The organism is Dactylosporangium vinaceum (assembly GCF_019904175.1).
In the GTDB taxonomy this organism is placed as follows: Bacteria; Actinomycetota; Actinomycetes; order Mycobacteriales; family Micromonosporaceae; genus Dactylosporangium; species Dactylosporangium vinaceum.
This window is the reverse complement of sequence record NZ_CP061913.1, coordinates 11,112,182-11,137,953: the sequence shown is the minus strand read 5'-3', so window position 1 is coordinate 11,137,953 and position 25,772 is coordinate 11,112,182. Positions and strand designations below refer to the sequence as shown.

The window sequence follows — 25,772 nt, the reverse complement described above, 5'->3', positions numbered from 1 at the left end:
GAACCGGACCCGGGCAAAGCTTCTTTGCTCGGGTCCGTTGCTGGTTGCGGTCCGCTCCTCCCGCGAGACCGGGCGTCCGCGTCTGGTGGCGGTTGCAAAGCCGGCGACGCAGAGCGTCGCCCTACTGCACGTCCACGGTGAACTCGGCGCGGTGGACCGCGCCGCCCTTCTGGAACTCGAAGAACATCCGGTAGCGCCCCGGGCTGGGCGCGGAGAGCCAGAATTTCACCGCTCCGCCCACGAGCTGGTCCTCCGGGTGCACGTGGAGGTATCCCAGGTCGCCGTCGCGGATCACGACCAGGTGCCCGTAGGCCGCCAGGTACTTCTCGAGGTCCGTCACCGGTGAGCCGCCGGAGAAGACCCGGAACGTGAGCGGCTGGGTGGCGTTGGCCTTGGCCGTGCCCTCGTAGGTGACGGTGAAGCCGTCCGCCTCCGCGGTCCGCGCCGCCGGGGCGAGCGCGAGCGGCGTGTAGGCCCCGGCCACCGTCGCGTCGATGGACAGGGCGAGGGGCACCTGCTGGCCGGTGGCCGGGTCCAAAGTCACGAAGTCGCTGTACAGCCGCCAGATGCCCGGGCTCGGCAGCGTCAGCGGGATCGACCAGGTCCCGTCGGCCGCCATCTCCGGGTGCAGGTGCTGAAATCCCGACAGGTCGTGCTTCACCACGATGAAGTGCAGCAGCTTGTCGTGGTTGGGGACGAACTTCGTCACCGCCTTGCCGTCCACCCCGAGAATCCTGAACGCGAACGGCCGCTGGACGCCCGCCTCGAACGTCGGGGGCGCCGCCGGGGCCAGCGTGAAGCCGCCCGCGCTCAGCGAGAAGCCGCCGAGGTCGCCGAGCGCCGCGCCGCCGTGCGAGTGCGACGGGATCGTCGTCGGGTCGGACGCCGCCGGCGTCGCGGCGGGCGCGGTTGCGCGGGCGATGCCGAAGCCCAGCAGCAGGGCCGCGACGAGCCCGGCCGCCACGAACGGTCCCTTGAGCACCATGAAATTCAGCCTACCGAGGGAGGTAAAGTTACTTTTGTCCAAATTGCGACGTTAGGGACACGTGGGGTTTTGCCGCAAGAACTTGCGCAGCGCCGCATCACTGGTCGTCGCCGGACTCATTGTCCTGATGGCGCCCGGGGCCGGGCACGCGGACCCAACTGCGGACCGGCAACGGCAGCTCGCCAACGCCTGGCAGGAGCTCGAGAGCGTCATCGAACGGTACAACGCCGTCCGGGACGACCTGCGAGCCACCGACGCACGTCTCCAGCAGGTCAACACCCGCCTGGGGCCGCTACAGACACAGGTCGACAACGCTCAGCGGGAGACGGACGACCAAGCCGTCGCCCTCTACCGCAGCGGCGCCGTCGGCTCGACCGCCGTACTGATCTCGGCGCCGTCGCCCGAGGTCTGGATGGACCAGATCGCCATGCTGGACCAGATCTCGCGCCGCCGCGTGACGGCACTGCACGAGCTCAAGGCCGCCCAGAGCGCGCTGAACTCGGAGAAGGCGGAGCTGTCGACGCTGCGGCAGCAGCAGACCGCGCAGCAGGCCGAGCTGGGTCAGCGCAAGGCCACGATCGAGGCTCAGCTGCAGCGGTACGGCTTCGGCAGCACCGCGAAGTCGCCCTCCGGCGCGCTGCACGACGGGTTCGTGCCCGTCTTCAGCGACGACGCCGCCGGCCGCGCCGTCCAGTTCGCGTTCTCGCAGCTCGGCAAGGTCTACAAGTGGGGTGCCGACGGCCCCAACAGCTTCGACTGCTCGGGCCTCACGATGGCCGCCTGGAAGACCGCCGGGGTCGTGCTCCCGCACAATGCCGCCCGCCAGAAGCAGACCGTCAAACCGATCACGCGGGACGAGCTCCAACCCGGTGACCTGGTCTTCTACTACAAGGACGTGAGCCATGTCGGGATCTACATCGGCTCCGGCCGCGTCGTGGAGGCTCCCCGGGCGGGTGAACGTATCTCCATGCGACTGATCGACTACGCTCCGGTGGTCGGATACGGTCGACCACAGTGATCCTTTCGGTTTTTGTCGTACCCCTGGGCTAGCGTCGGGACCGTGAGACAGGAAGCCACGCAAGTCCTCAAAAAGCTCGCCGGACCCACCGCTGAGCTGCGCGAAGACCAATGGACGGCAATCGAGGCGCTCGTCGCCGGGCACCGCCGGGTGCTCTGCGTCCAGCGCACCGGCTGGGGCAAGTCCGCCGTCTACTTCGTGGCGACCGCCCTCCTGCGCGCCCGCGGTGCCGGGCCGACGGTGATCGTGTCCCCGCTGCTCGCCCTCATGCGCAACCAGACCGACGCGGCCGCCCGGGCGGGCATCACCGCCCGCACCATCAACTCCTCCAACCTCGAGGAGTGGGACGCGATCACCGCCGAGATCGCCGACGGCGCGGTCGACGTCCTGCTGGTGAGCCCCGAGCGCCTCAACAACCCGGCGTTCCGCGACGACGTGCTGCCCAAGCTCGCCGCCACCACCGGGCTCCTGGTCGTCGACGAGGCCCACTGCGTCTCCGACTGGGGCCACGACTTCCGCCCCGACTACCGGCGCCTGCGCACCCTCCTGCTCGACCTGGCCCCCGGCACCCCCGTGCTCGCCACTACGGCCACCGCCAACTCCCGGGTCACCGCGGACGTCGCCGAGCAGCTGGGCGACGCCCTGGTGCTGCGCGGCTCGCTCGACCGCGAGTCCCTCCGCATGGGCGCGCTCACCCTGCCCTCGCCGTCCCACCGCCTGGCCTGGCTGGCCGAGCACCTGAGGGACCTCCCGGGCTCGGGCATCATCTACACGCTGACCGTGGCCGGCGCGGAGGAGACGGCCGCGTTCCTGCGCGGCCAGGGCTACGACGTCGCCTCCTACACGGGCAAGACCGAGGGCGCCGACCGCCTCGGCGCCGAGGCCGACCTGCTCGGCAACCGCATCAAGGCCCTCGTCGCCACCTCGGCGCTCGGCATGGGCTTCGACAAGCCCGATCTGGGCTTCGTGGTCCACCTCGGCGCCCCCTCGTCCCCGATCGCCTACTACCAGCAGGTCGGCCGCGCGGGCCGGGCCGTCGAGAAGGCCGACGTGCTGCTGCTGCCGGGCCGCGAGGACGCGGACATCTGGCGCTACTTCGCCTCGCTCGCCTTCCCGCCCGAGCATCAGGTCCGCGAGGTCCTCGACGCCCTGGCCGCGGCCGGCCGACCGCTGTCCACCCAGACCCTGGAGCCCCGCGTCGAGCTCCGCCACAGCCGCCTCGAGCTCCTCCTGAAGGTCCTCGACGTCGACGGCGCCGTCCACCGCGTGAGCGGCGGCTGGGAGTCCACCGGCGTGCCGTGGCAGCACGACACCGAGCGCTATGCCCGCATTGCGCAGGCCCGGGAAGCCGAGCAGGAGGCGATGCGGGAGTACACCGCGCTGACCTCCTGCCGCCTGGAGTTCCTGCGCCGCCAGCTCGACGACCCCGACGCCGCCCCGTGCGGCCGCTGCGACAACTGCGCGGGCGTATGGTTCCCGACCGAGGTCTCCCCGGCCGCCCTGGACGCCGCCCGCGGCCACCTGGGCCGGGCCGGCGTCGAGATCGCCCCGCGCCGCAAGTGGCCGACCGGCATGTCCGCCGTCGGCGTCCCGGTGAACGGCAACATCCCGAAGTCCGAGCAGTCCCTCCCGGGCCGAGCCATCGGCCGCCTGAGCGACCTGGGCTGGGGCGACCGCCTCCGCGCCGCCCTCAACGGCCCCGACGCCCCGATCTCCGACGAGCTCTTCAAGGGCGTGGTCGCCACCCTGGCCGAATGGTCGAAGGGCGACGCCCGCTGGCCCGAGCGCCCGGCCGGAGTCGTCGTCCTCGGCTCCCAGCACGCACCCGAGCTGGTCGCCTCGCTGGGCGCCCGCATCGCCGAAGTGGGCCGCCTACCCCTCCTGGGCACCATCCCTGCGGGCCTGACCACTGACGCCGCCTCCCGCACCAACTCGGCCCAGCGTGTGCGGGCCCTCTACGGCGCGTTCGAGGTGCCGGCCCCGCTCGCCGACGCCGTACGCGCCCTGGACGGCCCGGTCCTGCTCGTCGACGACATGGTGGACAGCGGCTGGACCATGGCCTTGGCCGCCCGCGCGCTGAACCAGGCCGGAGCGAAGGGAGTACTGCCGTTCGCGCTGGCCGTGACCGCCTGAACCACCAGCCCGTCCCGCACCAACCGCCGCAGCCATGCGCCCGCTGGCTCGGTCATACGCCCCCTGGCTCGGCCACGCGCCCGCTGCCGGTGTCGCACGAAATGCTGTCGTCCTCACGCGCCTTCCGCCGAGCGGTCGTGTAGGCGTTGTTCGGGACCGGCTGGCCCAGCGTCGGGAAGTACTGGCCGCCCGGTCCCTGCTGGCACGCCCGCGGCATTGTGCCGATCGAGCAGCTCCGCGAGCCGGGGGCGCTATAGGGCGGTGGGCAAGAGAAGGGCTTCGACTCCATGGCCTACACCTGAGAGATCGCGCAATCGCCAACGGCCACCCGAAGCCAGCGGACCACTAGACCGCCTCCGCGCTTCCTGCCTCTGGCGATCCGCTTCTTCACCTCAGACTCGATATTTACGGTGCCCGCAGCGCAGCGGCGATGACGCAGCCGCCAACTGGGCCCAGTGGACAAGGCGGCTAATCGCGACCTCTACGCGACCACTCGCGATCTGAGTTCAAGTTTCCCTAGGTAAACCCAGACGGATAGTTCGGACTGTAAACTCGTCGAGAAAGCTACAGAGGCCGGGGCTGCTTGATGCCGAGCGCCAGAGCGACCCGGTTCAGCGCGGCGGGGATCTCGCCGTCCAGGCACTTGGCGTAGACGTCCATCAGCACCTTTGACGCTGTTCCCCGCCCACTCGGCGACCTGGGTCGGCTGTACACCCGGCGTTCGGCCACGTCGAGAGGCAAGCGTGGCGGAGGTCGTAGGGACGACTGGCGACCGCACCTAAGCTGCGGTGCAGTCAGCCACGCGCCTGCCGCGATCCTGCATCAGTTGGCTTCGGCGCCGCGTCGACCGGCCTGATCTTGGGTGAGGCGTGGAGCAGTCGCGCGGTCTCGGTCGGTACGGGTGGCCCGTCCGCCCACGCGGATCGCGGACGGTCACGCGGGTCAGTCGGTCACGCGGGTCGGTCGGTCGGCGGGGCGGTGCAGTGCGGTCGGCCGGGTGGTTCGGCCGGGCTCTTCGAGCGGCCGATCAGTCGACGAGGCGCAGGGCGACGGTCGGGGCGTCGAGGAGGACCGAGGCCGGTTCGGAGCCGACGACCGTCTGCAGGCGGTGGTCGCCCACGACGAGTTCGACGCCGGTGTAGAGCTCGATCGAGTCCCAGCCGTCCAGGCGATACGACTTGCGGTAGATGCGCTCGGCCTCTTCCTTGATGTCGGGCGACGAGCGCTTCCAGATCAGGGTGCCGTTCTCGCTGGTGTCGGTGACCTGCAGGCGGCCGGCCGTCACCTCGAGTTTGACGTGCTCCTTGGAGATCCAGGCGGCGGCCGCCTCGTGGAGCCAGGCGGCGACGGAGATGTCGTCCGGGTCGGCCGGCTCCTTCCCCACGATGACCGGGTGGTCGGCGCTCACCACGAAGCGGCGCCGGGCCAGGTCCTCGACCACGATGGCGATCGCGAACGCGGCCGGCCGCGGCCCGATGTCCTTCACCGCCTCGCCGTGGCGGGGGCAGGCCGGGACGCCGGCGCGCATCCGTGGGACCGGCTGCCCGATCCGGCGAATCTGCCCGAACGCGGGGCACTCCGGCACCTTGCACCGCCACTCCCGCGCCATCAGCGAAGCCCCGACACCACTGGGGTCGGCCCGCGTGAAGCGACGGCGCACGACGCGGGTGCGCCCGAAGCGCTGTGCGCCCCGAGCCGTGAACGACTGGAGCCCGTCCGGCCGCCCACCCTTCTCGGCGCGCTTCTCGTCCTTGCCCGAACCTTCCCCGGCCCCGGCCTGCGCCGCCGTAGCTCCAGCCGCCTTGGCCGGCTCAGCCCCGGCGGTGTCAACCCCAGCGCCAGCCGAACCAGCACCGGCCGAACCAGCCGCGGCAGCGTCAGCCGCCGGCGTGTCACCGTCGGCGGGAGTGTCGGACGACTCCGCGGGAGACGGCTCGGCCATCTCCTTCTCCTCGGTCTTGTCCGCCGGGTCCGACGGCACGATCGGCAGCGTCGCCTGGCCGCGGATGACCAGCCGCTCCTTGCCGTCCTTCGGGGGCAGCGGATCGCCCCCTGGCGTCAGGACCGCGCCGCCCGCCCGCGGGGTCAGCCGAAGCAGCCGCTCGGGGCTGTCGCTGATCCAGGTGAAGCGGGTCTTCGCCTGCGGCGGCAGGTCACGGATCACCACCAGGGGCAGCCCGGTGAAGTCGGCGATCTCCGCGGGCCGGTCGGCCACCACTGGTGTGACCTCGATCAGGCCGTCGTCCGCCCAGCGGCCCAGGACCATGCGCTCCTTGGAGGTCAGCGCGGCCTCGGAGAGCACCTCACGGCCGGCCACGGGGTAGAGCATCGCGCCCGCGTCGATCAGGTATCGGCTCAGCGCGTCGACCACCATGCCCAGCCGCAGCAGGTTGATGGGGCGCCCGCCGTCCAGGGGCACGAACCGTGCGACCTCGGCCAGGTCCACCACCGCCTGCGCCAGGGTTATGTCCGTGGTCAGCCGCTGCTCGATCGTGTCCATGACCCGGCTGATCTCGAACCGCACGGCGCCTCCTACCTTCGACCCCAACACCCTACGGCGAGGCGGCCCGCATATATACGGGACGCCACGAGGATCAGACTTGTGTACCAGTCAGGAAGGTTGCACGCCATACGCTACAAAACGTCGATCAACTTACGAAAGGGTCAGTCGTCCTTCTTCTTCGGCCCCTTGCCCTCATTGCCCTTCTCGCCGGAGCCGGGGCCCTTGTTCACGGCCGGCGGCTTGGGCCCGGGCGGTGGCGGCGCCGTTGTCGCCCTCTGCACCGGCGCCTGGGTGACGGGCACCTGGGTGACCACCAGTTGAGCCGCCGGAGCCAGCAGCACCGAGCGGCACGCCACACCGTTCAGGACGAAGTCGGCCGGCAGCTGTGACGCGTCGCGGTAGGCCCCGACCACCTTGAACTGCGCGCCCGCCGACAGCTCCGACGCCATGTCGGCCCCGCCCAGCAGGACCGTGTCGCCGTCCTGGTGCCAGGTGACGCCGTTGATCGCGCCGATGGCCTGGCCGTCGGGGACGCGGAACGTCAGGCTCCAGCCGCCGTCGCCGCCCGCGGCCTTGAGCTGGAGGTCGGCGTCGAAGGAGCCGGCCTGCTCGGAGCGCACCGAGTATTCGACGGTGCAGTCCACCCGAGCCGCCGAGGGTGCCGGCGCGGAGGCCACCATCCAGCTCGGCTTGGCCTGCGCATCGGCGGCCGCATTGCCCGAGGAGCACATGGCCAGTCCACCGACCGCCGCGGCCGCGACGATTCCCGCCGCGGCGACCCGACCGCGCTTGCTCCGCGGCACGAACACGCGCCGCGTCGACTCGAAGCTTCGAGCCTCAAACGCAGGAGGTGTACTGAAAGCAGCTGTCGCATTCGCCAGCACCTCGGCCATTTCCGCGGCCGACGGCCGGTTTTCGGGCGCCTTGGCCAGACACCTGACGATCGCGGCGGCCACCGGCGGGTCCGCCAGGCCCGGCGGGAGGGGCGCGGGCCGGGTGCGGCGATGGGCCTCGAGCACGCCGGTGGTCGTGGACTCCTCGGGCCAGGGGAATCGTCCGGCCAGCGCGCGGTACACCAGAAGGCCCAATGCATAAACGTCTGTCGCAGCGGTGGTGGGGAGTCCCCGGATCCGCTCCGGGGCCAGGTACGCCGGCGTGCCCAGGATCTGCCCGCCCTTGTCGCTGAGATCACCGGCGACCGCCGAAATCCCGAAGTCGACGAGCTTCGCCCCGCCGTCGGTGAGCATCACATTCGCCGGCTTGACGTCCCGGTGCACGAGCCCACGCGCGTGCACGGCCGCCAGCGCCGCGGCCAGCTGCGCCCCGACCTGCAGCACGGTCGCGGCCCCCAGCTCCCCGACCTCCTCGAGCGACCGCCCGGTGACGAGCTCCATCACCACGTACGGCGCCCCGTCGGCCCCGTGCCCGAAGTCGTAGACCTGCGCGATGTGCGGATGGCTCAGCAGCGCCGCGGCCCGCGCCTCGGCCTGAATCCGCCGCCGTGAGTCCGGATCGGCCAGCAGCTTGGGCGCCAGCAGCTTCACCGCGACCGGCCGCTCCAGGATCTCGTCGAACGCCCGCCAGACCACGGACATGCCACCAGTACCGAGGGGCTCAATCAACCGGTAACGCATCCCACCAAGGCGCATGCCGTCCACCCTTGGGTGTTGCCCAGATTCACGCCCGTCACACCCACCTTGTTGCCACCCGGCATCGAATTCGACGATGCCGCAGGTCAGGTGGGTGAACGGTGAGCTGACAGCGCCCGCCGTCAACCCGGCGGCCACCAGGCAGCGCGGCGGATGTCGACCTTGTCGCCCTTCAGCGGGGTGCCCTCCGAGCGGTGCCGGCGCAGGGCCTCCTGCTCGTGGCCCGGCACCAGGCGGCCGTTCGCGGCAACGACCCGGTGCCACGGGACCGGGCCGCCGTAGTGCGACATCACGGACCCGACCTGCCGCGGGCCGCCCTGCCCCAGGTATTCGGCGATCGCGCCGTAGGACATCACCCGCCCCGGCGGGATGCGCTCCACCAGCGAGAGAACCAGCTCGGTGTACTCCTCGTCGGCCACGATATGGGAACCTACCGCGCCGCCGTGACCGTCACGCGGCAAGATGAGCGGCGTGCGTGAACAGGTCACCGAGGCTCGGCGGATCGTCGTCAAGATCGGTTCGTCGTCGTTGACCACCACGGACGGCGGGCTCGCCGCGGACCGGGTGGACGCCCTGGTTGAGGCCCTCGCGACGTCGCCGGCCGAGGTCGTGCTCGTCTCGTCGGGGGCCATCGCGGCCGGGCTGGCCCCGCTGGGTCTGCCCCGGCGGCCCCGCGACCTGGCCACCCAGCAGGCGGCGGCGAGCGTCGGGCAGGGGCTGCTGATGCGGGCGTACAACGACGCGTTCGCCCGGCACGCCCGGGTCGTCGGGCAGGTACTGCTCACCGTCGACGACGTGACCCGGCGCGCCCACTACCGCAACGCGTACCGCACCCTGCGCCGCCTGCTGGACCTGAAAGCCATCCCGATCGTGAACGAGAACGACACCGTCGCCACCCAGGAGATCCGCTTCGGCGACAACGACCGGCTCGCCGCGCTGGTGGCCGCGCTCGTCGACGCCGACCTGCTCGTGCTGCTCTCCGACGTCGACGGCCTGTACACCGGCGACCCCTCGCTACCCACCTCCCGCGCGATCACCGACGTCCACTCGTTCGCCGACCTCGACGGCGTGGACATCCGCCGCCCGGGCCGGGCCGGGCTCGGCACCGGCGGCATGGTCACGAAGGTCGAGGCGGCCCGCATCGCCACGACCAGCGGCATCCCGGTCGTCCTCGCCGCGGCCCCGCAGGCGGCCGACGTCCTGACCGGGCGCCCGGTCGGCACCTTCTTCCACCGCCAGCGGCAGCGCCCGCAGGCCCGCCTGTTCTGGCTGGCCCACGCCACCACGCCCCGCGGCCGGCTCATCCTGGACGCGGGCGCCGTGCGGGCCGTGGTGAGCCGGCACGCCTCACTGCTGCCGGCCGGAATCACGGCGGTCGACGGCCGGTTCGCCGCGGGAGACCCGGTGGACCTGGTCGACGCGGGCGGCGTCCCGGTCGCGCGCGGCCTGGTGAACTACGACGCGGTCGAGCTGCCGCCGCTGCTGGGCCGCTCGACGAGCGACCTGGCCGCCGAGCTCGGGCCGGCGTACGAGCGCGAGGTCGTCCACCGCGACGACCTGGTCCTGCTATAGCAGCCGGCCGATGCCCCCGCGCCGGGGGTCGCCGCCCGCACCCGCCAGGCCCACCGCGCTCACCCCGCCGAAGTAGTGGTCGAGCCGGTCCCAGCGCTGGATCTTGTACCCGGCCTTCTGCAGCGCCTCCAGCTCGTCCTCCGGATACCCGGGCTCCGCGTGCACGAGGTCCGAGACGACGTGGAACCGGGGCCGCTGGATCGCCGCGAGCGCGGAGTCCCCGTCGACAAGCGTGTTGATGAGCGTGTGCAGCAGGGCGGTGCGGATCCGGGTGGCCCCGGCCGAGCCGATCGCCATCAGCAGCGGCCCGTCCGGTGCCGTCACGACCGTCGGGCACATGCAGGAGGCCATCCGGTCACCGGGCCGCGTGCCCGGCCGGATCAGCTCACCCTCGCCGAGCATCGAGTTGAGGTGGATGCCGAGGCCGTCGAGCCAGACCCCGGACCCGATGCCGAGCGTCAGGGTGACCACGCACGCGTTGCCGTCGGCGTCGACGACCGAGATGTTCGTCGTGTCCCCGAGGCGCTGGGTCCCGAACGACCGCAGCGCCTCGGCCACGGCGACCGCCCGGGCCGGCCGGGGCATGACGTCGAGCTCCGGCAGCGAGCCGAGCGTGATGATGAAGTCGTTCAGGTCGGGCCGGGCCATGACCGTCGATCCGGCCAGTGAGGCCGACGCGACAGGCTGCTCCAGAACCTCGTAGACGGAGAGGTCGGTCGGCGTGAGAATGCCGCCGCCGGCCGTCACCGTGGCCTCCATCTGCCGCCCGACCGGACCCGTGTAGAACGCCGCCGGGCCGTCGGCCGCCAGAATGCTCAAAGCCCTGTCCAGCCCCGGGTGATACAGCAGATCGCCGCCTTGCAGCAGCCGCCCCGCGGGCGCATAGACCTGCGCGCCGAAGCCGGGCATCATCGCCGGCGCGAGCGACGCCAGCGTGGCCGAGTGCGGGGCGGGCAACAATGCGCCGGCCCGGGCCAGTGAACGCGCCGGGGAAACGACCTGGGTCCAGGGCAGCCGGCCCCATCGGGAGTGCAGCGCCCCCGCTCCGGCCGGCACGCCGGGCACGCCGACGCTCGAAGCCCCGATCTCGTATCGCTGCGGCACCCCGCCGAACGAAACCGCGATCGGCTCCATCGGCGCCGCCGCCCGGGTCGCCTCCAGACCCGGCACGGAGCAGAAGAAGTCGAGGCATGTCGTACTGCCCGTCGAAGCCTCGTAGAACGTCGCGAAACCGCCGCCCGCAATGCCGGTCAGCACGCTCTCGGCCACGCAGCTGGTCAGCATGGCCGCCACTGCGGCGTCGGCGGCGGACCCGCCCTCCTCCAGCACCCGCAGCCCGACCTCGGTCGTCAGGGGGTGGCCGGCCGCCACCCCGGGTAACACCCGTGGCGAAGCAGAAAGAGAAACATCCTCGCAATAGCGGTAGCATCCGTGGACCATGAATCACCCGTCGCAGTCACTGCCCGGTCGCGTGCGGGCGGGGTACGCACTCGGCTCGCTCGTCACGGGCGCGTTCGGCACCGTGCCTGGTTTGTTGCTTCTGCCCTACCTGACCGACACCCTCGGCGTCGCGGCCGGGATCGCCGGGCTGCTCGTGCTGGCGCCGAAGGCGTGGGACGTGCTGATCAACCCCGTTGCCGGGAGGATCTCCGATCGTACCCGCACGCGCTGGGGCGCCCGGCGACCATTTTTGCTCGGCGCCGGGCTCGCTGTCGCCCTGCTGTTCGCGGCAATTTTCGCGGCCCCCATCAAAAGCGGCGTATACGTCGCGCTGACGTTCCTGGCCACGGCCACCGCGTACGCGTTCTATCAGGTCCCATATGTCGCCATGCCGGCCGAGATGACCGATGACTACACCGAGCGGACCCGCCTGATGACCTGGCGCGTCGCAATCCTCGCGGTCGCCATTCTGGTGTCGGGCGCATTGGCCCCGGTGGTGACGAAGCAGTTCGGCGACGGTGTCCCGGGACATCGGGCCATGGGCGTTTTCGTGGCCGTGCTCATCCTCATCGGTACCGCCGGCAGCTTCTTCGGCACCAGCCGCGCCCCGACGGGCCGGGTCCTCGAAAGCGAAGCGTCGCTCAAAACGCAGCTGCGGACGGCGGGTCGCAACAAAGCATTCACCCGGCTGCTCGTCTGCTTCATCATTCAGGCCGCCGGCATCGCCACCATGCTCGCCGGAGTGAGCTACTTCGCCACGCAGGTGCTCCGCGACCCCGACACCGGATCGACTGTCCTGTTCGCGTGCTTCGTCGGGCCCGCGCTGCTCGTGATGCCGCTCTGGTCGCGGGTCGGAGCAAAGATCGGCAAGCTGCGGTCGTACTTCCTGAGCTCCCTCGTCTTCGCCGGCGCGGCGGCGCTCATGGCCCTGGCGCCGGTCCTGCCGGCCGCGGCCGTCTACGTGCTGACCGGCGTCGTGGGCTGCGGCTACGCCGGTCAGCAGGTGTTCGGGCTCGCGATGCTGCCCGACTGCATCGCCTACGACGCGGCGCGGACCGGGCGGCGGCAGGCCGGCGTGTTCACCGGGCTCTGGACGGCGGGGGAGACGTTCGGGCTGGCGCTGGGGCCGGGGATCTTCGCGCTGCTGCTGGCGGCGTTCGGGTATGTCTCCAGCGACTCCGGCACCGCCGCGGCCCAGACGGACACGGCGCGGCTCGGGGTGCTGCTCGGCTTCACCGTGGTACCGGCCATCGTCGTCGCATTGGCGTTGTTCACTCTGCGAGGCTATGACCTCGACGAAGAGCGACTGTCGAGCCGTTCGGAAGGACAGGGTGAAGCACTTGAGCGCACTGCCTGAGCAGGGCCGCCCGGCCCAGGATGTGCTGGCCGAGTTACGGGACATGCGCGGTGGCGACCTGCCCACGCATGGCGGGCGCCTGTTCGCCTACGTCTACGACGCCGGGCTGGCCGGCCTTGACGATCTCGCGGCGGCGGCCCACGCACTGTCCGCACACGTCAACGGCCTCGACCCGACCGCGTTCCCGTCGCTGCTGGCGATGGAGAACGACCTCGTGGCCGCGGCCGCGCAGGTCCTGGGCGGCGACGAGGACACCGTCGGCAGCGTGACGTCGGGCGGGACGGAGTCGCTGATCCTGGCGGTGAAGGCGGCCCGCGACAGCCGGCCGGACATCGCCCGGCCGCGACTGGTCATGCCGGTGACGGCGCATGCGGCCCTGGCGAAGGCGGCCTCCTACCTGCGGGTCGAGCTCGACACCGTGCCGGTCGACCCGGTGTCGCTGCGGGTGGACCCGGCGGCGGTCGCGGCGGCCATCACCCCGGACACGGTCCTCGTCGCCTGCTCGGCCCCGTCGTACGCGCACGGGCTTATCGACCCGGTCGAGCCGATCGCCGCGGCCGCGGCGGCGAACGGCGTGCGCTGCCACGTCGACGCGTGTTTCGGCGGCTGGACCCTGCCGTACCTGCGCCGGCTGGGCGAGCCGATCCCGCCGTTCGACCTCTCGGTGCCGGGGGTGACGAGCATCTCGGTCGACCTGCACAAGTACGCGTACGTACCCAAGGGAGTGTCCGTCCTGCTGCACCGGGACGAGTCGCTGCGCATGCCGCAGTACTTCGGCTACGCCGACTGGCCCGGGTACACCATGGTCAACCCGGTCATCTCCTCGACCCGGTCCGGCGGGCCGATCGCGGCGGCCTGGGCCACGCTGCGGCACATCGGCGACGACGGTTATCTGGCGCTGGCCGCGAAGACGCGCGACGCGACCCGGGCCATCGGCGGCTCCGTGGCTCGCATCGCGGACTTCGCCGTCATCCCCCGGGAGTCGACAGTCGTGGCGTTCATGTCGAGCAGCATCGACCTGTTCGTGTTGGCCGACGAACTGGCGGCGCGCGGGTGGCATACGCAGCCGCAGTTCCGGCACGGGGCGATTCCGGCCTCGGTGCATCTGACGGTCACCGCGGCCGTCGCGCCGCGGGTCGGCGAATTCGAGGCGGACTTCGCGGCGGCCGTCGAGGCCGCGCGCGCACATGGGCCCATCGCATTGCCGGACGGAATTCTCGACCTGCTGGAAACCGCTCCGGTCGAGCAGATCGCCGGGGCCCTGGGACTCGGCGCGGGCGGTGGGCTCCCGGATCGCATGGCGCCGGTGAACTCGCTGCTGAATGCGGTGGCTCCGGCAGTACGGGAGAAGCTGCTCATTGCTTTTCTCAGTTTGCTGCAGCGACCTTCACGGCGGCCGTGAGCACGAGCTGGGCCAGTGCCGCGGGGACCAGAATCAGCCAGCAGATGCGCTGGAGCTGGTCCTCGCGGAGGCGCGGATAGGACACGCGGACCCAGATCACCACGAACGACACGGCAAAGATCTTGACGAGCGTCCAGAGCCAGCCGAGCTCGGCGTCGAGGCCGAACGGGCCTTTCCAGCCGCCGAGGAACAGCACAGTGGTGAGCGCGGCGATGACGACGATGCCGACGTATTCGGCGAGCAGGAAAAAGGCGAAGCGCAGGCCCGTGTATTCGGTCATGTAGCCGAACACCAGCTCGGAGTCGGCGATCGGCATGTCGAACGGGGGCCGGCGGATCTCGGCGAGGCCCGCGGTGAAGAAGACGAGCATCGCCGGGAGCTGCCACAGCAGCCACCACGGCCGCCACGCCTCGACGATGCCGGAGAGCGACAGGGTGCCGGCCGCCATCGCCACGCTGAGGGCCGAGAGGATGAACGGCAGCTCGTACCCGAGCAGCTGGGCGGCCGCCCGGAGTCCGCCGAGCAGCGCGTACTTGTTGGCGCTGGACCAGGCGGCCATGAGCACCGCGACGACGCCGACGCCGACCACCGCGAGCACGAAGAACAGCCCGATGTCGAGCTTCTGCGCGACGAGCCCGTTGGGGCCGAGCGGGATGACGAGCAGGACGATGAGGTACGGCAGCAGCGAGATCACCGGCGCGAGGCGGAACACGGCCCGGTCGGCCGCGCGCGGCGTGATGTCCTCCTTCTGCACGAACTTCACGCCGTCGGCGACGAGCTGGGCCCAGCCGTGGAACGCGCCCGCGTACATCGGCCCGAGCCGCCCCTGCATGTGGGCCATGACCTTGTGCTCGGCCTGCCCGACGACGAGCGGCAGCGTGAGGAACGCGACGACGACACCGACGACGCGGATCGCGACGTCGAGCCAGACCGGGATCATTTCGGCCACTCATTCGGGTCCGGCACACCGGGCGGCCGCATCGGCGCCCGCTTGCTCACCGTGTGCTCGCTCTCGCCGGGCTCCTTGGCGCCGGGCCACGGCTTGGCGACGCGGGAGGCGAGCACGAACTCCTTGCGCAGCGGGTGCCCCTCGAACTCGTCCGGCAGCAGGAGCGGCTTCATGCCGTCGTGGCCGGTGAACCCGATCCCGAACATCTCGTGCGTCTCGCGCTCGTGCCAGGCCGCGCCGGGAAAGACGTCTTTGACGCTGGCGATGGCCGGCGCGGACCGCGGGATCTCGGCCCGGATCAGGACGCCCTGCTTCTGCGTGGTCGACCAGAGGTGCACGACGAGCGTGAACCCGCCGGGCAGTTCGTCCACCGCGGAGAGCCAGTCGAAGAAGTCGAAGCCCTCGCGCTTGGCGGTGGCGATCGCCTCGGCCCAGGACTCCGCGGGCACGTCGTAGGTCGGTCGGGCGAACCGTCCCCCGCCGCTCTGCGTAGCCTCGCCGATCACTGCTCCACCTTCTTGACGGGCGGCGCGGTCAGGGCCTTGACGTCGGGGCGGGGCGTGCCCCCGAGGCCGGCCGGCTCACCGGCGATCTTCTCCTGCAGCCGCATGATCCCGTGCAGGAGCGCCTCGGGCCGGGGCGGGCAGCCGGGGACGTACACGTCGACGGGGATGATCTGGTCGACGCCCTTGGTCACGGAGTACGAATCCCAGTAGGGCCCGCCGCAGTTGGAGCAGGCTCCGAAGCTGATGACGTACTTGGGCTCGGGCATCTGGTCGTAGAGCCGCTTGACGGCCGGCGCCATCTTGTCGGTCACCGTGCCCGACACCACCATGAGGTCGGCCTGGCGCGGCCCGTGCGCGAACGGAATCACGCCGAGCCGCATGAAGTCGTGGCGCCCCATGGATGTCGCGATGAACTCGATGGCGCAGCAGGCCAGCCCGAAGTTGAACACCCACAGCGAGTAGCGCCGCCCCCAGTTGAGCACGAACTTGATCGGCTCACCCAGCACTCCCGACATGGCGACAGCGTAGCCTCTGGCAAGCTGTACTGCGTTCGTGTGTCGCCCAGACTTGGAGATTGCGCAATGGCAGCGTTGGAGCGGACCCTCGTACTGCTGAAGCCGGACGCGGTAGCCCGCGGCCTGGCCGGGCGGATCATCCAGCGCTTCGAGGACGCTGGCCTGAAGATCGTCGGCACCAAGATGGTCCAGATGGACGCGGACCTGGCGAAGAAGCACTACTTCGACCTGGAGGAGCGCTTCGGCCCCTCGGTCTTCAACGTGACCGCCACCTTCATGCAGTCCGGCCCGGTCATCGCCCTGGTCCTGGAAGGCGTCGAGGCCGTCACCACCGTCCGCCGCCTGGTCGGCGTGACATTCCCCAACCAGGCCAACCCGGGCACCATCCGCGGCGACTTCGCCCACACCTCGAAGGCCTACACCGAGGCCAACCACACCGTGGCCGCCAACCTCATCCACGCCTCCGGCAACCCCGAAGAGGCGAAGTACGAGGTGGAACTCTGGTTCCCGGAGGCCGAACTCTTCACGTACCAGACGGTCGGCGAGAAGTTCCTGTTCTGACGCGGCCGGCCAAATGCTGAGGGCCTGGCACCGGAGTTTTCTCTGGTGACAGGCCCTTCAGTCTTGCCAGTGGCGGGTAGAGGATTCGAACCTCTGTAGCTTTCGCGACGGATTTACAGTCCGCTCCCATTGGCCGCTCGGGCAACCCGCCTGGCGGAAGCCAGAATAGCGGTAGGCCCCCGGGGCAATGCAAACGGGTACCCTCGGCACGCCCACAACCGTCTAACGCACGCAGTAACAGGGAGCGTCTGTCATGGCTTCGGCACCCTCGTTCGACATCGTCAGCAAGGTCGACCGGCAGGAGGTCGACAACGCGCTCAACCAGACCGAGAAGGAGCTGGCGCAGCGGTTCGACTTCCGCGGCACCGGCGCTGAGATCAAGTGGTCCGGCGAGGAGGCCGTCGCCCTCCAGGCCGAGACCGAGGAGCGGGTCGTGGCCGCGCTCGAGGTCTTCAAGGAGAAGCTCATCAAGCGCAACATCTCGCTCAAGTCCCTCGACGCCGACGAGCCGCGCGCCTCGGGCAAGACCTACAAGATCGACGCCCGGATCATCCAGGGCATCGAGTCCGACAAGGCCAAGGCCATCTCGAAGAAGATCCGCGACGAGGGCCCGAAGGGCGTCCAGGCCCAGATCCAGGGCGATCAGCTGCGCGTGACCGGCAAGAAGAAGGACGACCTGCAGGCCGTCATCACCCTGCTCAAGCAGGAGGACTTCGGCATCGCCCTGCAGTTCACCAACTACCGCTGACCCACCCGCCGCTCCGGCCCGCACGTGTCCAGCAGGTCGGAGCGGCGCCCGTCACCCGCCGGGGAGTTCGGGCCGGCCGGCTCCGGTCAGCGCTTGTTGCGCCGGGTCATCACGACCGCGACCGTGGCGACGATCGCCGCCATCGCCAGCAGGCAGCACAGCAGAACGAGAACATGCCAAGGCTTGATCGCACCCATGGCCGAGCAGCCTAGCCGAGCAGCGAATCGTTCGTTGACCCGCCTCGATAAACAAGATCGCCGCGGCCCGGGAAACCCTCGGGAAAGGCGTGAAGATCGCGAAGGTCCTGCGGCGCCCGGACGAGCAGGAAGCTGTCCGTGTCACGGATCTCGAGGTCCTGCTCCCCGGCACCGTCCGGATCGGTGAGCACGACGTTGAGCGTCTGAGCCATGGGAGCCGACCCTACACGGCGGCCGGTTTTCGATCGCCCGTGTGAGTGAACGCCGTCGGCGCGACCAGGGCGCCCGCCGCCACCGACGCACCGGCCAGGAGAAACGCCCAGACGACCCCGCCCGGCCGGTCGACGATCAGGCCGGCCACCGCGACTCCGGCCGCGCTGGCGCCGATCGAGACGGTGACAAGCCACGTGTACGCCTCATTCAGCATCGACCGCGGCACGATCAGCCCGACCATCGAGTTCTGCACCGTCAGCGCGGGCGCGATCGTGGCCCCGCCGATCACGAGCGCCACCCCGAGCGCGAGCGCGTTGGGCATCGCGGCCAGGATCGCCAGGCTGCCCGCCACCGCGACGAGCAGCCGGCGCAGCCGCGCGCCCGGGCGGGGCCGGCTGCCGAACCACACGCCCGCGGCCGCGCTCCCGATGCCCCACACGCCGAGCAGGATGCCGCCGACGCTCTCGGCGTCCTCCGCAACGTAGGCCGTCGCGTACGCCGGCACCGCCACCCCGATTCCGCCGAACGCGAACCCGACGCCGAGCGCGGTCACGAGCAGCGCCGCGAACCCCGGCACCCGCAGCGGCCCCAGCCCCCGAGCCGGGATGTGCTCCTCCGCCCGCCGCCAGGAGCGAATGGCCTGCCCGCGCGCCACAACCAGCGTCCCGACGAACGTCACTGCGGCCGCCGTGGCCAGTGCTACGGCCGGCTGCCAGAGGGCCACACACAGCGCGACGAGCAGCGGCCCGACCACGAACACGAGCTCGAACAGTGCCGTCTCCGCCGCCAGCGCCGTGCCCCGCACCTCGGCATCATGGGCGGTCAACGAGTTCCAGGTCCCCCGCACGGCCGCCGTGAGCGGCGGAAACGTGACCCCGGCCAGCGCCGCCGCGGCCAGCACGACGCCAAGCGGCAGATCGTTCATCCCGGCGACAAGCAACAGGACCAAGCAGCAGGGGTACGCCACGCCCGTGACCAACAACACAGGAGCCGGACCGACCCTGTCCGCCAGCCGCCCCACCACGGGGCTCGCCGCGGCAGTCGTGAGCGCGTAGACCGAACAGGCGAGCGCCGCCTGCGCGTAGTGCCCATTGGCCTGCTGCAGCAGCAACAGCAACGACAGCGACACCATCCCGCCGCCGAGCCGAGCCGCGACCCCGACGACGAGCAAGAGGGGCGCCCCCGGAAGCCGCCACACGGACACGTACTGCCGCACGGCAGACCTCGTTTCCAAGTGTTTCCAAAAGCAAAGAGCCCGCCGATGGTACGGCGAGCTCTCCCGCGATTCACCCCTGTTTACGGCCGCCGGCGTACGACCCGAAGCCCCCAGCACCCCTTACCGCTCGCCCCGCCGGTCCCCGTCCGTCGTCCGGAAGCGGCAAGCGGGTCACACACACGACGGCGGCCATCGGCGCTGCGGTGCCGAGCGCCTCAAGCGCGGGTCACCCCAGAAGCCGATGGCCGCCGCGGTTCGAAGCCTCAGCGGTGCAGCGCGAGCCCGGCCATCTGCTCCAGCCGCGCCACCCGCTCCTCCATCGGCGGGTGCGTCGAGAACAGCGACGCGATCCCACCACCCCGGAGCGGGTTGTCGATCATGAGGTGAGCCTGGCTGGCCATCTGCCCGTCGGCCGGCAACGGCAGCGCCTGGGTCCCGCGGTGGATCTTCCGCAGAGCGCTGGCCAGCGCGAGCGGGTCTCCGGTGAGCCGCGCACCCGACTCGTCCGCCTGATACTCCCGGCTCCGGCTGATCGCCAGCTGGATCACCGACGCGGCCAGCGGCCCGAGGATCATCATGAGCAGCAGCCCACCGAGCCCGGGCCCCTCCTCGTCGTCGCTCGACCCGAGCGGCAGGAAGATCGCCAGGTTGGCCAGCATGGTGATCATGCCGCCCAGTGCTCCGGCGACGCTCGAAATCAAAATATCGCGGTTGTACACGTGTGAGAGCTCGTGCCCGATGACTCCCCGCAGCTCACGCGGCGTCAGCATCTCCAGGATCCCGGAGGTGACAGCCACCGCCGCGTTCTGCGGATTGCGCCCGGTCGCGAAGGCGTTGGGCTGGCGCGTAGGACTGATGTAGAGCCGAGGCATGGGCTGCCCGGCCGACGTGGCCAGCTCCCGCACCATCGCGTACAGCTGGGGCGCCTGCGCCTCACTCACCGGCTGCGCGTTCATCGCCCGCAGCGCCAGCTTGTCGGAGTAGAAGTAGCTGAACGCGTTCATGCCCAGCGACAGGAACACGGCGATCACCAGGCCGGCGCTACCGCCGAGCCAGTACCCGACAAGCAAAATGACAGATGTCAGCAGCCCAAGAAGGGCCGCCGTCTTCAACCCGTTGAAATGCCTGTGCTGCATACCTCCAACAACACCGCAACTCCCCGTACCTCTTCCCAACGCAAGCTGTGAGCTAGCTGAAAGTTCCCCAGCTCACCCCACTTCCAGCCCACCGACACGACGCCCACCGAGCCAAGCAACCACGTGATCTACAACACATCCAGACCGTCTACAGCCCACTCCTTACGCACCTCCCGCTCGAACCACCAGTCGCCACCGTTGACCGGAGCCCCGCAGGCCGCCGTCGCTCCTGACAGCACCACCGCCCACTGCCCACCGCCCACCGCCGGCCGCGACCACCGGCACCGCCGCAGCGCTCCCAGCCGCCTAGCCGAACGCCCCGGCAGCTCGCATGACAACCTCCGGCCCCAACCCGACGAGCACGGCCACCACCGCCGCCACGCCCACGGCCACAGCCACCGCCCACGGCACCCGCTGCGCCACACCAACCACCCCGTCACCCTCGACCACGTCGCCCCGGCCGCCACCGCCCTCGACCACGCCGCTTCGGCCACCGCCCCTACCGGCCACTTCGCTTCGGCCGTCACCACTGAGCGCGCCACCACGGCCACCGTCGCCCAGGGCGTCATCGACTCCTACCGCGTTGCCGGGCCCGGCCGGAGCCGCGAAGAACGTTGCACCGACCCGCACGTAGTACGCGAGCCCGATCACCGCGTTCACCGCCACCACGATCGCCAGCCAGGCCGCGTCCCCGCCGAGCAGCGACCGCACCACCGCCACCTTCGCGAACAGCCCCGCGAGCCCCGGCGGCAGCCCCGCCAGCCCGGCCAGCGCCAGCACCAGCACCGCGGTCAGCCACGGCGACCGCCGCGCCAGCCCCCGGTAGTCGGCGATGGTCCCGCCGTCACCGGCCCCGCGCACCGCCACCAGTGCCCCGAACGCGGCGAACTCCAGGACCACGTAGAAGAAGGCGTATCCGATCGTCGCCGCCACCAGCAGCGGCGTCACCTGATCGGCGGCGACGAGCGCGCCCAGCGGCGCGAGCAGGTATCCGGCCTGCGCGACCGACGACCAGGCCAGCAGCCGCACCATCCGCCGCTGCCGCAGCGCCACCAGGTTGCCGACGGTCATGCTCAGGACGGCCAGCACGGCAAGCGTCAGCCCGGACGTCGACAGCACCGGCCGCGCCGCCGAAACCCCGACCAGCAGCAGCGCGACCACCCCGCCCAGCTTGGAGGCGGTCGACAGGTACGCCGCGATCGGCAGCGGCGCCCCGTCGTACGTCGCGGGCGCCCACGCGTGCGCCGGCACCGCCGCGACCTTGAACCCGAGCCCGACCAGCAGCAGCACCACGCCGGCCTTGAGCAGCGCCCCGGTCGCCGCCCCGGCCGCGCCGACGTCAACCGACCGCCCGGCCAGGTGCCCGGTCCCGGCCGCGATGTCCGAGAAGTGCACCCCGCCCGTAGCGGTGAACACGAGCGCCGCCCCGAGTAGCGCCACCGCCGTCGACACGACGCTCACCACGAAGAACGTGACGGCCGCCGTCCCGCCCTCGCGCGCTCCCCGCCGCAGCCCGACCAGCAGGTACAGCGGAAGCGTCAGCGTCTCCAGCGCCACGATCAGCGTGATCAGGTCTCGGGCCCCGCCCAGCACCACGGCCCCGGCGAGCGAGCAGGCCAGCAAGAAGCAGTACTCCCCGACCGGCACCTCCCCGGTCCGCAGCAACGGGACGGAGAGCCCCAGCGCGCCCAGCGCCAGCCCGGCGAAGACCCCGGCGACGATCGCGGCGGCCGGGTCGAGCACCAACGAGCACTGGTCGGGTCCGAAACAGAACGCGCTGCGATGCTCGCCGGAAACCCCGACAGCGACAGCCGCCGCGAGCACCCCGGCCATCCCGACCGCTGTCGCCCCCATCACCGGCCCCCGCCGCCCCGGCCAGAGCAGATCCACGAGCAGCGCGAGCACCGCCGTGCCCGCCGCCACGTACGCGGGGATCAGCGCCACCTGATCGATCCTCATCGCCCGAACACCCCCGCCAGCGCCTCGACGGCCGCGTTGGACCACCCCAGCGCCAGCCCGGGCGCCACACCGACCACCAGCGTGAGCACCACCAGCGGCGCCCAGGCCACCAGCTCACCGGCGGTCAACCGCGCCGCCGTCCGCCCTCCGCCCGAGCCGCTCGGGTTCGCGCCGCCGAGACCTGTCCCGCGGCCGGCGCCGTCCCCGGCACCTTCGTCTTCGACGTCGTCGTCACCGGCCGCCGCTCCGCTGGCCGCCACCGGCCCGTCGCCGTCGTCCGCCCGGCCGTCGTGCGGCGGCCCACCGGCAGCCCCGGCCCGGGCCGGCTCGCCGCCCAGCGGCGTGCTCAGGTCGAGGGGCGCAACGCCGCCGAGCGGGGCGATGCCGCCGAACGGGGCCGGGAGCGGCAGGGCGAGCGCGGCGACGAGGGGAGTGGCCGGGCCGTGGGTGACCCGGCGCAGGAGCCGCAGGAAGTACGCCGCGGCCAGCGCCGCCCCGACCGCCGCGACCGCGCCGAGCGTCGTCCACAGGGGGCCGCCGCGTTCGAAGGCGGCCACTACCGCGAACGCCTCGCCCCAGAAGCCGGCCAAGCCGGGGAGGCCGAGCGAGGCGATAGCCGCGAAGGCCAGCACCCCGCTCAGCGCGGGCGCCGTCTCCCGGAGACCGCCGAGCCGGCCGAGGTCGCCGGTGTGGGTGCGGTCCTTGATGCCGCCGGCGACGAAGAAGAGCAGGCCCGTGACGAGCCCGTGGGCGATGTTGCCGATGAGCGCGGCCTGCATCCCGGTGGCGGTAAGCGTGGACACGCCGAGCAGGACGAAGCCCATGTGCCCCACCGAGGAGTACGCGATAAGCCGCTTCAACTCCGTCTGCGCCAGGCAGATCAGGCCGCCCGCGATGATCGCCGCCGTCGCCAGGACCCCGAGCACCGGCGCGCACCGGGCGGCTCCGTCGGGGGCCACACCGACCGCGACCCGCAGCAGGCCGTAGGTGCCCATCTTCAGCAGTACCCCGGCCAGGATCACCGACCCGACAGTCGGCGCCTCGGTGTGCGCGGCGGGCAGCCAGGTGTGCAGCGGCCACAGCGGGCTCTTCACCGCGAACGCCAGGGCCAGCAGCACGAACGCCAGCAGCTGCATCCCCGCCGACATCGGCCGGACCGCCGGGTCGCTCAGCGCCACCAGGTCACCGGTGCCGGACGCGGACACCACCACGAACACGCCGACGAGCAGCAGCACCGATCCGAACAGCGTGTAGAGCACGAACTTCCGCGCCGCCCGCCGCCGGTCGGCCCCGCCCCAGACGGCGATCACCGCGTACATCGGCAGGAGCACGACCTCGAAGAACACGAAGAACAGCACCAGGTCGAGCGAGAGGAACACGCCGGTGATGCCGGCCTGCAGGACGAGCAGCAGCGCGACGAGCAGCCGCCCGCGCCCGGGCTCGGGCACCCGCCACAGGCAGTAGGCGCAGCAGAGCAGCGTCAGCAGGGCGGTGAGCGCGACGAGCGGATAGGAGATGCCGTCCACGCCGATGTGGAAGCGCAGGCTCAGCGTCGGCGCCCACGGCAGGTCGACCTCGGCGAACGGCTCGATCCGGCGCACCCCGGCGGTGTCGGTGTGCGCGAGCCCGAGCGCGACTACCACGCCCGCGGTGGCCGCGGCGAACGCTGTCGCGCCGACCCGCGCGACCCGGTCCAGCCGCGCCGGCATCGCGGCCGCGAAAAGCGCCCCGATCGCCGGCAGCAGCAGCGACGCCAGCAGCAGCGTCTGTGCGGAGGTCACCGCCCCACCCCCAGCGCGACGACGACTACGGCGGCGATCACCACGGCGCCGGTCAGCACCGCTGTCGCGGCCCGGGGAAGGGCGGCGGTGTGGGCCCGGGCGAGCAGTCCGCCGAGGCCGCCGGCGCCCGTGCCGACCCCGTCGACGGCGCCGTCCACGAGCCCCTCGTCAGAGCGGCGGGCCAGCCGGGCCAGCGCGACGATCGGCTGGGTGACGAGCGCGTTCTGCACCGTGTCCAGATAGAAGGCGTTGGCGAGGAGCCGTCCGAGGCCGGTGTCGGGCGGCGCCGCGGCCGGGTCCAGGCGCCAGGCGAACAGCCCACCGGCGGCCAGCAGCACCAGCGCGACAAGCGTCATGAGGCCCAGGTGCGCAACCGGTTCGTGAGAGCCGAGCCGGGCGCTGAAACCCGGTGCCAGCCCGGCCAGCCCGAGCAGCGCCGCGGGCGCGGCCAGCACGACGAGCGGCCCCCGCATCGCCCAGGACGGCTCGTGCCCGGCCGCCGCCGCAGCCCCGCGCGGCGCACCGAAGAACGTGCGACGCCAGAGCCGCACCACGTACGCCGCGGTCACGGCCACCGTCAACCCCGCCGACCCGAGCACGATCCACGCGACCCCGCGCGGCACCGGCCCGGACCCGGTCGCCGCCTCCAGGATCGCGTCCTTGCTCCAGAACCCGGCCAGTGGCGGCACCCCGGCCAGCGCACCCAGCCCGACCGTCATCGTCCAGAACGTCACCGGCATGCGCGAGCGCAGCCCGCCCATCGCCGACATCAGGTTGCTGCCGACGGCGTGGATCACCGACCCCGCCGCGAGGAACAGCAGCGCCTTGAACGCCGCGTGCGTGAGCAGGTGGAACAGCGCCGCCGACGGGGCGCCGACGGCAAGCGCGCCTGTCATGTACCCGAGCTGGCTCACCGTCGACCAGGCGAGCACCCGCTTGATGTCGTCCTGTCCGAGTGCACTGAGCGCGCCGAGCAGCATTGTCACCGCGGCCATCAACGCGAGCACGACAAGCGCCGCCGTCGAGCGCTCGAACAGCGGATACAGCCGCGCCACCACGTAGACGCCGGCGGCCACCATCGTCGCGGCGTGGATCAGCGCCGAGATCGGGGTCGGGCCGGCCATCGCGTCGGGCAGCCACGTGTGCAGCGGGAACTGTGCGCTCTTGCCGGCCACCCCGGCCAGCAGCAGCACGCACGCCGCGGTAAGCGTCCCGCTGGAGATCGCCCCGGACCCGGCCGCCGCGAACACGTCGGCGATGCGGAAGCTGTGCGCGTGCAGCCCCAGCACGACGATCCCGAGCAGGAACCCGACGTCGCCGACCCGTGTCACGATGAACGCCTTCACCGCGGCCCGCGGCGCCTCGGGCAGTCGCCGGTCGTGCCCGATGAGCAGGTATGAGCAGATGCCCATGACCTCCCACCCCACCAGCAGCGCGATGAGGTCTCCGGACACGACCACCAGCAGCATCGCCCCGGTGAAGAGGCTCACCTGCGCGGCGTACGGCGCATACCGCTCGTCATCGTGCAGATAGGCCACGGAGTAGACCTGCACGCACAGCGCGACGACCCCGACCGCTATGGCGACGAGCCCCGCCGGCCCGTCCAGCCAGGTCCCGAACGTCACCGCCACCCGGCCGAACTCGGCAACCGTGATCCCGGGGTCGGCCCCGCGCGCGCCCCGCAGCGCAACGGCGACGGCGCACCCGACCGCGACGACCGCACCTGTCACTCCGAGAAGAGCGGCAAGGCCCCTTTGCTTGTACCGCAAGAGCAGTCCCGCCAGCCCCACGCCGACGGGCACGGCCGGCAGTGCGACTCCCAGTGCGTCCACACTCACCGCGCCACCCCCGCTGCGCTCGAGCCCGACTCCGCCACCGGTCCGTCGGCCGCGGCTTCTGCTTCCTCATCCTTGTGCGGGCCGCCATCGGTTT

Annotated in this window: 20 protein-coding genes, 1 tRNA gene and 1 pseudogene; 7 read left to right on the top strand and 15 right to left on the bottom strand. The window is 71.7% G+C overall.

Translation table 11 applies throughout. The features are described 5' to 3' along the window. Positions 1 to 121: 121 nt before the first annotated feature. Positions 122 to 985, bottom strand: coding sequence for a hypothetical protein (locus Dvina_RS50125; RefSeq protein ID WP_223099173.1), 864 nt, complete (start codon positions 983 to 985; stop codon positions 122 to 124). 127 nt (positions 986 to 1,112) lie between these two features. On the opposite strand from Dvina_RS50125, the gene Dvina_RS50120 reads away from it, so the two are divergent. Together Dvina_RS50120 and Dvina_RS50115 are read left to right on the top strand one after the other, a co-directional pair. Continuing rightward, positions 1,113 to 2,003, top strand: a complete 891-nt coding sequence (locus tag Dvina_RS50120) for a C40 family peptidase (RefSeq protein ID WP_223099172.1) — start codon at positions 1,113 to 1,115, stop codon at positions 2,001 to 2,003. A gap of 42 nt (positions 2,004 to 2,045) precedes the next feature. Continuing rightward, complete coding sequence (locus Dvina_RS50115) at positions 2,046 to 4,136, top strand: RecQ family ATP-dependent DNA helicase (RefSeq protein WP_223099171.1); 2,091 nt, start codon at positions 2,046 to 2,048, stop codon at positions 4,134 to 4,136. A gap of 1,027 nt (positions 4,137 to 5,163) precedes the next feature. Here the strand turns inward: Dvina_RS50115 and Dvina_RS50110 are convergent. From Dvina_RS50110 to Dvina_RS50100, 3 genes are all read right to left on the bottom strand, one after another. Beyond that, entirely contained in the window at positions 5,164 to 6,660 is a 1,497-nt protein-coding gene (locus Dvina_RS50110; protein WP_223099170.1) for a hypothetical protein, read from the bottom strand. Between the two features lie 140 nt (positions 6,661 to 6,800). Further along, positions 6,801 to 8,234: a serine/threonine-protein kinase gene (locus tag Dvina_RS50105; protein WP_246655836.1), complete on the bottom strand. Its 1,434-nt coding sequence runs from the start codon at positions 8,232 to 8,234 to the stop codon at positions 6,801 to 6,803. A 176-nt stretch (positions 8,235 to 8,410) separates the two neighbouring features. Then, positions 8,411 to 8,707, bottom strand: a complete 297-nt coding sequence (locus Dvina_RS50100; protein WP_223099168.1) for an MGMT family protein — start codon at positions 8,705 to 8,707, stop codon at positions 8,411 to 8,413. A 52-nt stretch (positions 8,708 to 8,759) separates the two neighbouring features. Between Dvina_RS50100 and proB the strand changes: the two genes are divergently transcribed. Next, positions 8,760 to 9,860, top strand: coding sequence for a glutamate 5-kinase (gene proB / locus Dvina_RS50095; protein WP_223099167.1), 1,101 nt, complete (start codon positions 8,760 to 8,762; stop codon positions 9,858 to 9,860). On the opposite strand, the gene Dvina_RS50090 is transcribed toward proB, so the two are convergent. Next, on the bottom strand, positions 9,855 to 11,231 hold the full coding sequence (locus tag Dvina_RS50090) for a gamma-glutamyltransferase (RefSeq protein WP_246655835.1): 1,377 nt from the start codon (positions 11,229 to 11,231) through the stop codon (positions 9,855 to 9,857). The two genes, proB and Dvina_RS50090, sit on opposite strands and share 6 nt — an antisense overlap. A gap of 67 nt (positions 11,232 to 11,298) precedes the next feature. On the opposite strand from Dvina_RS50090, the gene Dvina_RS50085 reads away from it, so the two are divergent. Together Dvina_RS50085 and Dvina_RS50080 are read left to right on the top strand one after the other, a co-directional pair. Further along, positions 11,299 to 12,657 (top strand): MFS transporter, encoded by a 1,359-nt coding sequence (locus Dvina_RS50085; protein ID WP_223099165.1) that lies wholly within the window; start codon positions 11,299 to 11,301, stop codon positions 12,655 to 12,657. Next, the gene (locus tag Dvina_RS50080; RefSeq protein ID WP_380028113.1) at positions 12,587 to 14,059 is read left to right on the top strand and encodes a pyridoxal phosphate-dependent decarboxylase family protein; all 1,473 of its coding nucleotides are present in this window, start codon (positions 12,587 to 12,589) and stop codon (positions 14,057 to 14,059) included. Before Dvina_RS50085 ends, Dvina_RS50080 begins: the two co-directional genes overlap by 71 nt. Here Dvina_RS50080 and Dvina_RS50075 read toward each other — a convergent pair. The 3 genes from Dvina_RS50075 to Dvina_RS50065 are packed head-to-tail and all read right to left on the bottom strand — an operon-like array spanning position 14,025 to position 16,029. After that, on the bottom strand, positions 14,025 to 14,999 hold the full coding sequence (locus Dvina_RS50075; RefSeq protein WP_380028116.1) for a complex I subunit 1/NuoH family protein: 975 nt from the start codon (positions 14,997 to 14,999) through the stop codon (positions 14,025 to 14,027). The genes Dvina_RS50080 and Dvina_RS50075 overlap by 35 nt on opposite strands. Further along, positions 14,996 to 15,514, bottom strand: a complete 519-nt coding sequence (locus tag Dvina_RS50070; protein WP_223099162.1) for an NADH-quinone oxidoreductase subunit C — start codon at positions 15,512 to 15,514, stop codon at positions 14,996 to 14,998. Before Dvina_RS50070 ends, Dvina_RS50075 begins: the two co-directional genes overlap by 4 nt. Further along, a complete protein-coding gene (locus Dvina_RS50065) occupies positions 15,511 to 16,029 on the bottom strand; it encodes an NADH-quinone oxidoreductase subunit B (RefSeq protein WP_223099161.1) in 519 nt (172 codons plus the stop codon). The genes Dvina_RS50070 and Dvina_RS50065 overlap by 4 nt, the downstream gene beginning before the upstream one ends. Positions 16,030 to 16,095: 66 nt before the next feature. Here Dvina_RS50065 and Dvina_RS50060 point away from each other — a divergent pair, with 66 nt between their 5' ends. Further along, a complete protein-coding gene (locus Dvina_RS50060) occupies positions 16,096 to 16,590 on the top strand; it encodes a nucleoside-diphosphate kinase (protein WP_223099160.1) in 495 nt (164 codons plus the stop codon). 70 nt (positions 16,591 to 16,660) lie between these two features. Here Dvina_RS50060 and Dvina_RS50055 read toward each other — a convergent pair. Further along, a tRNA-Tyr gene (locus Dvina_RS50055) sits at positions 16,661 to 16,741 on the bottom strand. 102 nt (positions 16,742 to 16,843) lie between these two features. Here Dvina_RS50055 and Dvina_RS50050 point away from each other — a divergent pair. Beyond that, positions 16,844 to 17,338, top strand: coding sequence for a YajQ family cyclic di-GMP-binding protein (locus Dvina_RS50050; protein WP_223099159.1), 495 nt, complete (start codon positions 16,844 to 16,846; stop codon positions 17,336 to 17,338). 208 nt (positions 17,339 to 17,546) lie between these two features. On the opposite strand, the gene Dvina_RS50045 is transcribed toward Dvina_RS50050, so the two are convergent. The 6 genes and pseudogenes from Dvina_RS50045 to Dvina_RS50020 form a co-directional block, all read right to left on the bottom strand. Next, the gene (locus Dvina_RS50045; RefSeq protein ID WP_223099158.1) at positions 17,547 to 17,747 is read right to left on the bottom strand and encodes a hypothetical protein; all 201 of its coding nucleotides are present in this window, start codon (positions 17,745 to 17,747) and stop codon (positions 17,547 to 17,549) included. Between the two features lie 11 nt (positions 17,748 to 17,758). Then, positions 17,759 to 18,964: an MFS transporter gene (locus Dvina_RS50040; protein WP_246655834.1), complete on the bottom strand. Its 1,206-nt coding sequence runs from the start codon at positions 18,962 to 18,964 to the stop codon at positions 17,759 to 17,761. Positions 18,965 to 19,227: 263 nt separating this feature from the next. Next, positions 19,228 to 20,100, bottom strand: a complete 873-nt coding sequence (gene htpX / locus Dvina_RS50035; protein WP_223099157.1) for a zinc metalloprotease HtpX — start codon at positions 20,098 to 20,100, stop codon at positions 19,228 to 19,230. Positions 20,101 to 20,406: 306 nt separating this feature from the next. Beyond that, entirely contained in the window at positions 20,407 to 22,059 is a 1,653-nt protein-coding gene (locus tag Dvina_RS50030) for an NADH-quinone oxidoreductase subunit N (protein ID WP_223099156.1), read from the bottom strand. 296 nt (positions 22,060 to 22,355) lie between these two features. Further along, positions 22,356 to 23,768, bottom strand: a pseudogene (locus Dvina_RS50025) (complex I subunit 4 family protein); the annotation flags it as partial. Positions 23,769 to 23,836: 68 nt separating this feature from the next. Beyond that, positions 23,837 to 25,678 (bottom strand): NADH-quinone oxidoreductase subunit 5 family protein, encoded by a 1,842-nt coding sequence (locus Dvina_RS50020; protein ID WP_223099154.1) that lies wholly within the window; start codon positions 25,676 to 25,678, stop codon positions 23,837 to 23,839. Positions 25,679 to 25,772 lie beyond the last annotated feature (94 nt).

Coding starts and splice junctions, on each gene's coding strand:
- Dvina_RS50080 (WP_380028113.1), top strand. CDS start 12,587: ATGACCTCGACGAAGAGCGACTGTCGAGCCGTTCGGAAGGACAGGGTG.
- Dvina_RS50125 (WP_223099173.1), bottom strand. CDS start 985: ATGGTGCTCAAGGGACCGTTCGTGGCGGCCGGGCTCGTCGCGGCCCTG.
- Dvina_RS50120 (WP_223099172.1), top strand. CDS start 1,113: ATGGCGCCCGGGGCCGGGCACGCGGACCCAACTGCGGACCGGCAACGG.
- Dvina_RS50085 (WP_223099165.1), top strand. CDS start 11,299: ATGAATCACCCGTCGCAGTCACTGCCCGGTCGCGTGCGGGCGGGGTAC.
- Dvina_RS50045 (WP_223099158.1), bottom strand. CDS start 17,747: ATGGCTCAGACGCTCAACGTCGTGCTCACCGATCCGGACGGTGCCGGG.
- Dvina_RS50075 (WP_380028116.1), bottom strand. CDS start 14,999: ATGATCCCGGTCTGGCTCGACGTCGCGATCCGCGTCGTCGGTGTCGTC.
- Dvina_RS50105 (WP_246655836.1), bottom strand. CDS start 8,234: ATGTCCGTGGTCTGGCGGGCGTTCGACGAGATCCTGGAGCGGCCGGTC.
- Dvina_RS50030 (WP_223099156.1), bottom strand. CDS start 22,059: ATGAGGATCGATCAGGTGGCGCTGATCCCCGCGTACGTGGCGGCGGGC.
- Dvina_RS50060 (WP_223099160.1), top strand. CDS start 16,096: ATGGCAGCGTTGGAGCGGACCCTCGTACTGCTGAAGCCGGACGCGGTA.
- Dvina_RS50065 (WP_223099161.1), bottom strand. CDS start 16,029: ATGTCGGGAGTGCTGGGTGAGCCGATCAAGTTCGTGCTCAACTGGGGG.
- htpX (WP_223099157.1), bottom strand. CDS start 20,100: ATGCAGCACAGGCATTTCAACGGGTTGAAGACGGCGGCCCTTCTTGGG.
- Dvina_RS50050 (WP_223099159.1), top strand. CDS start 16,844: ATGGCTTCGGCACCCTCGTTCGACATCGTCAGCAAGGTCGACCGGCAG.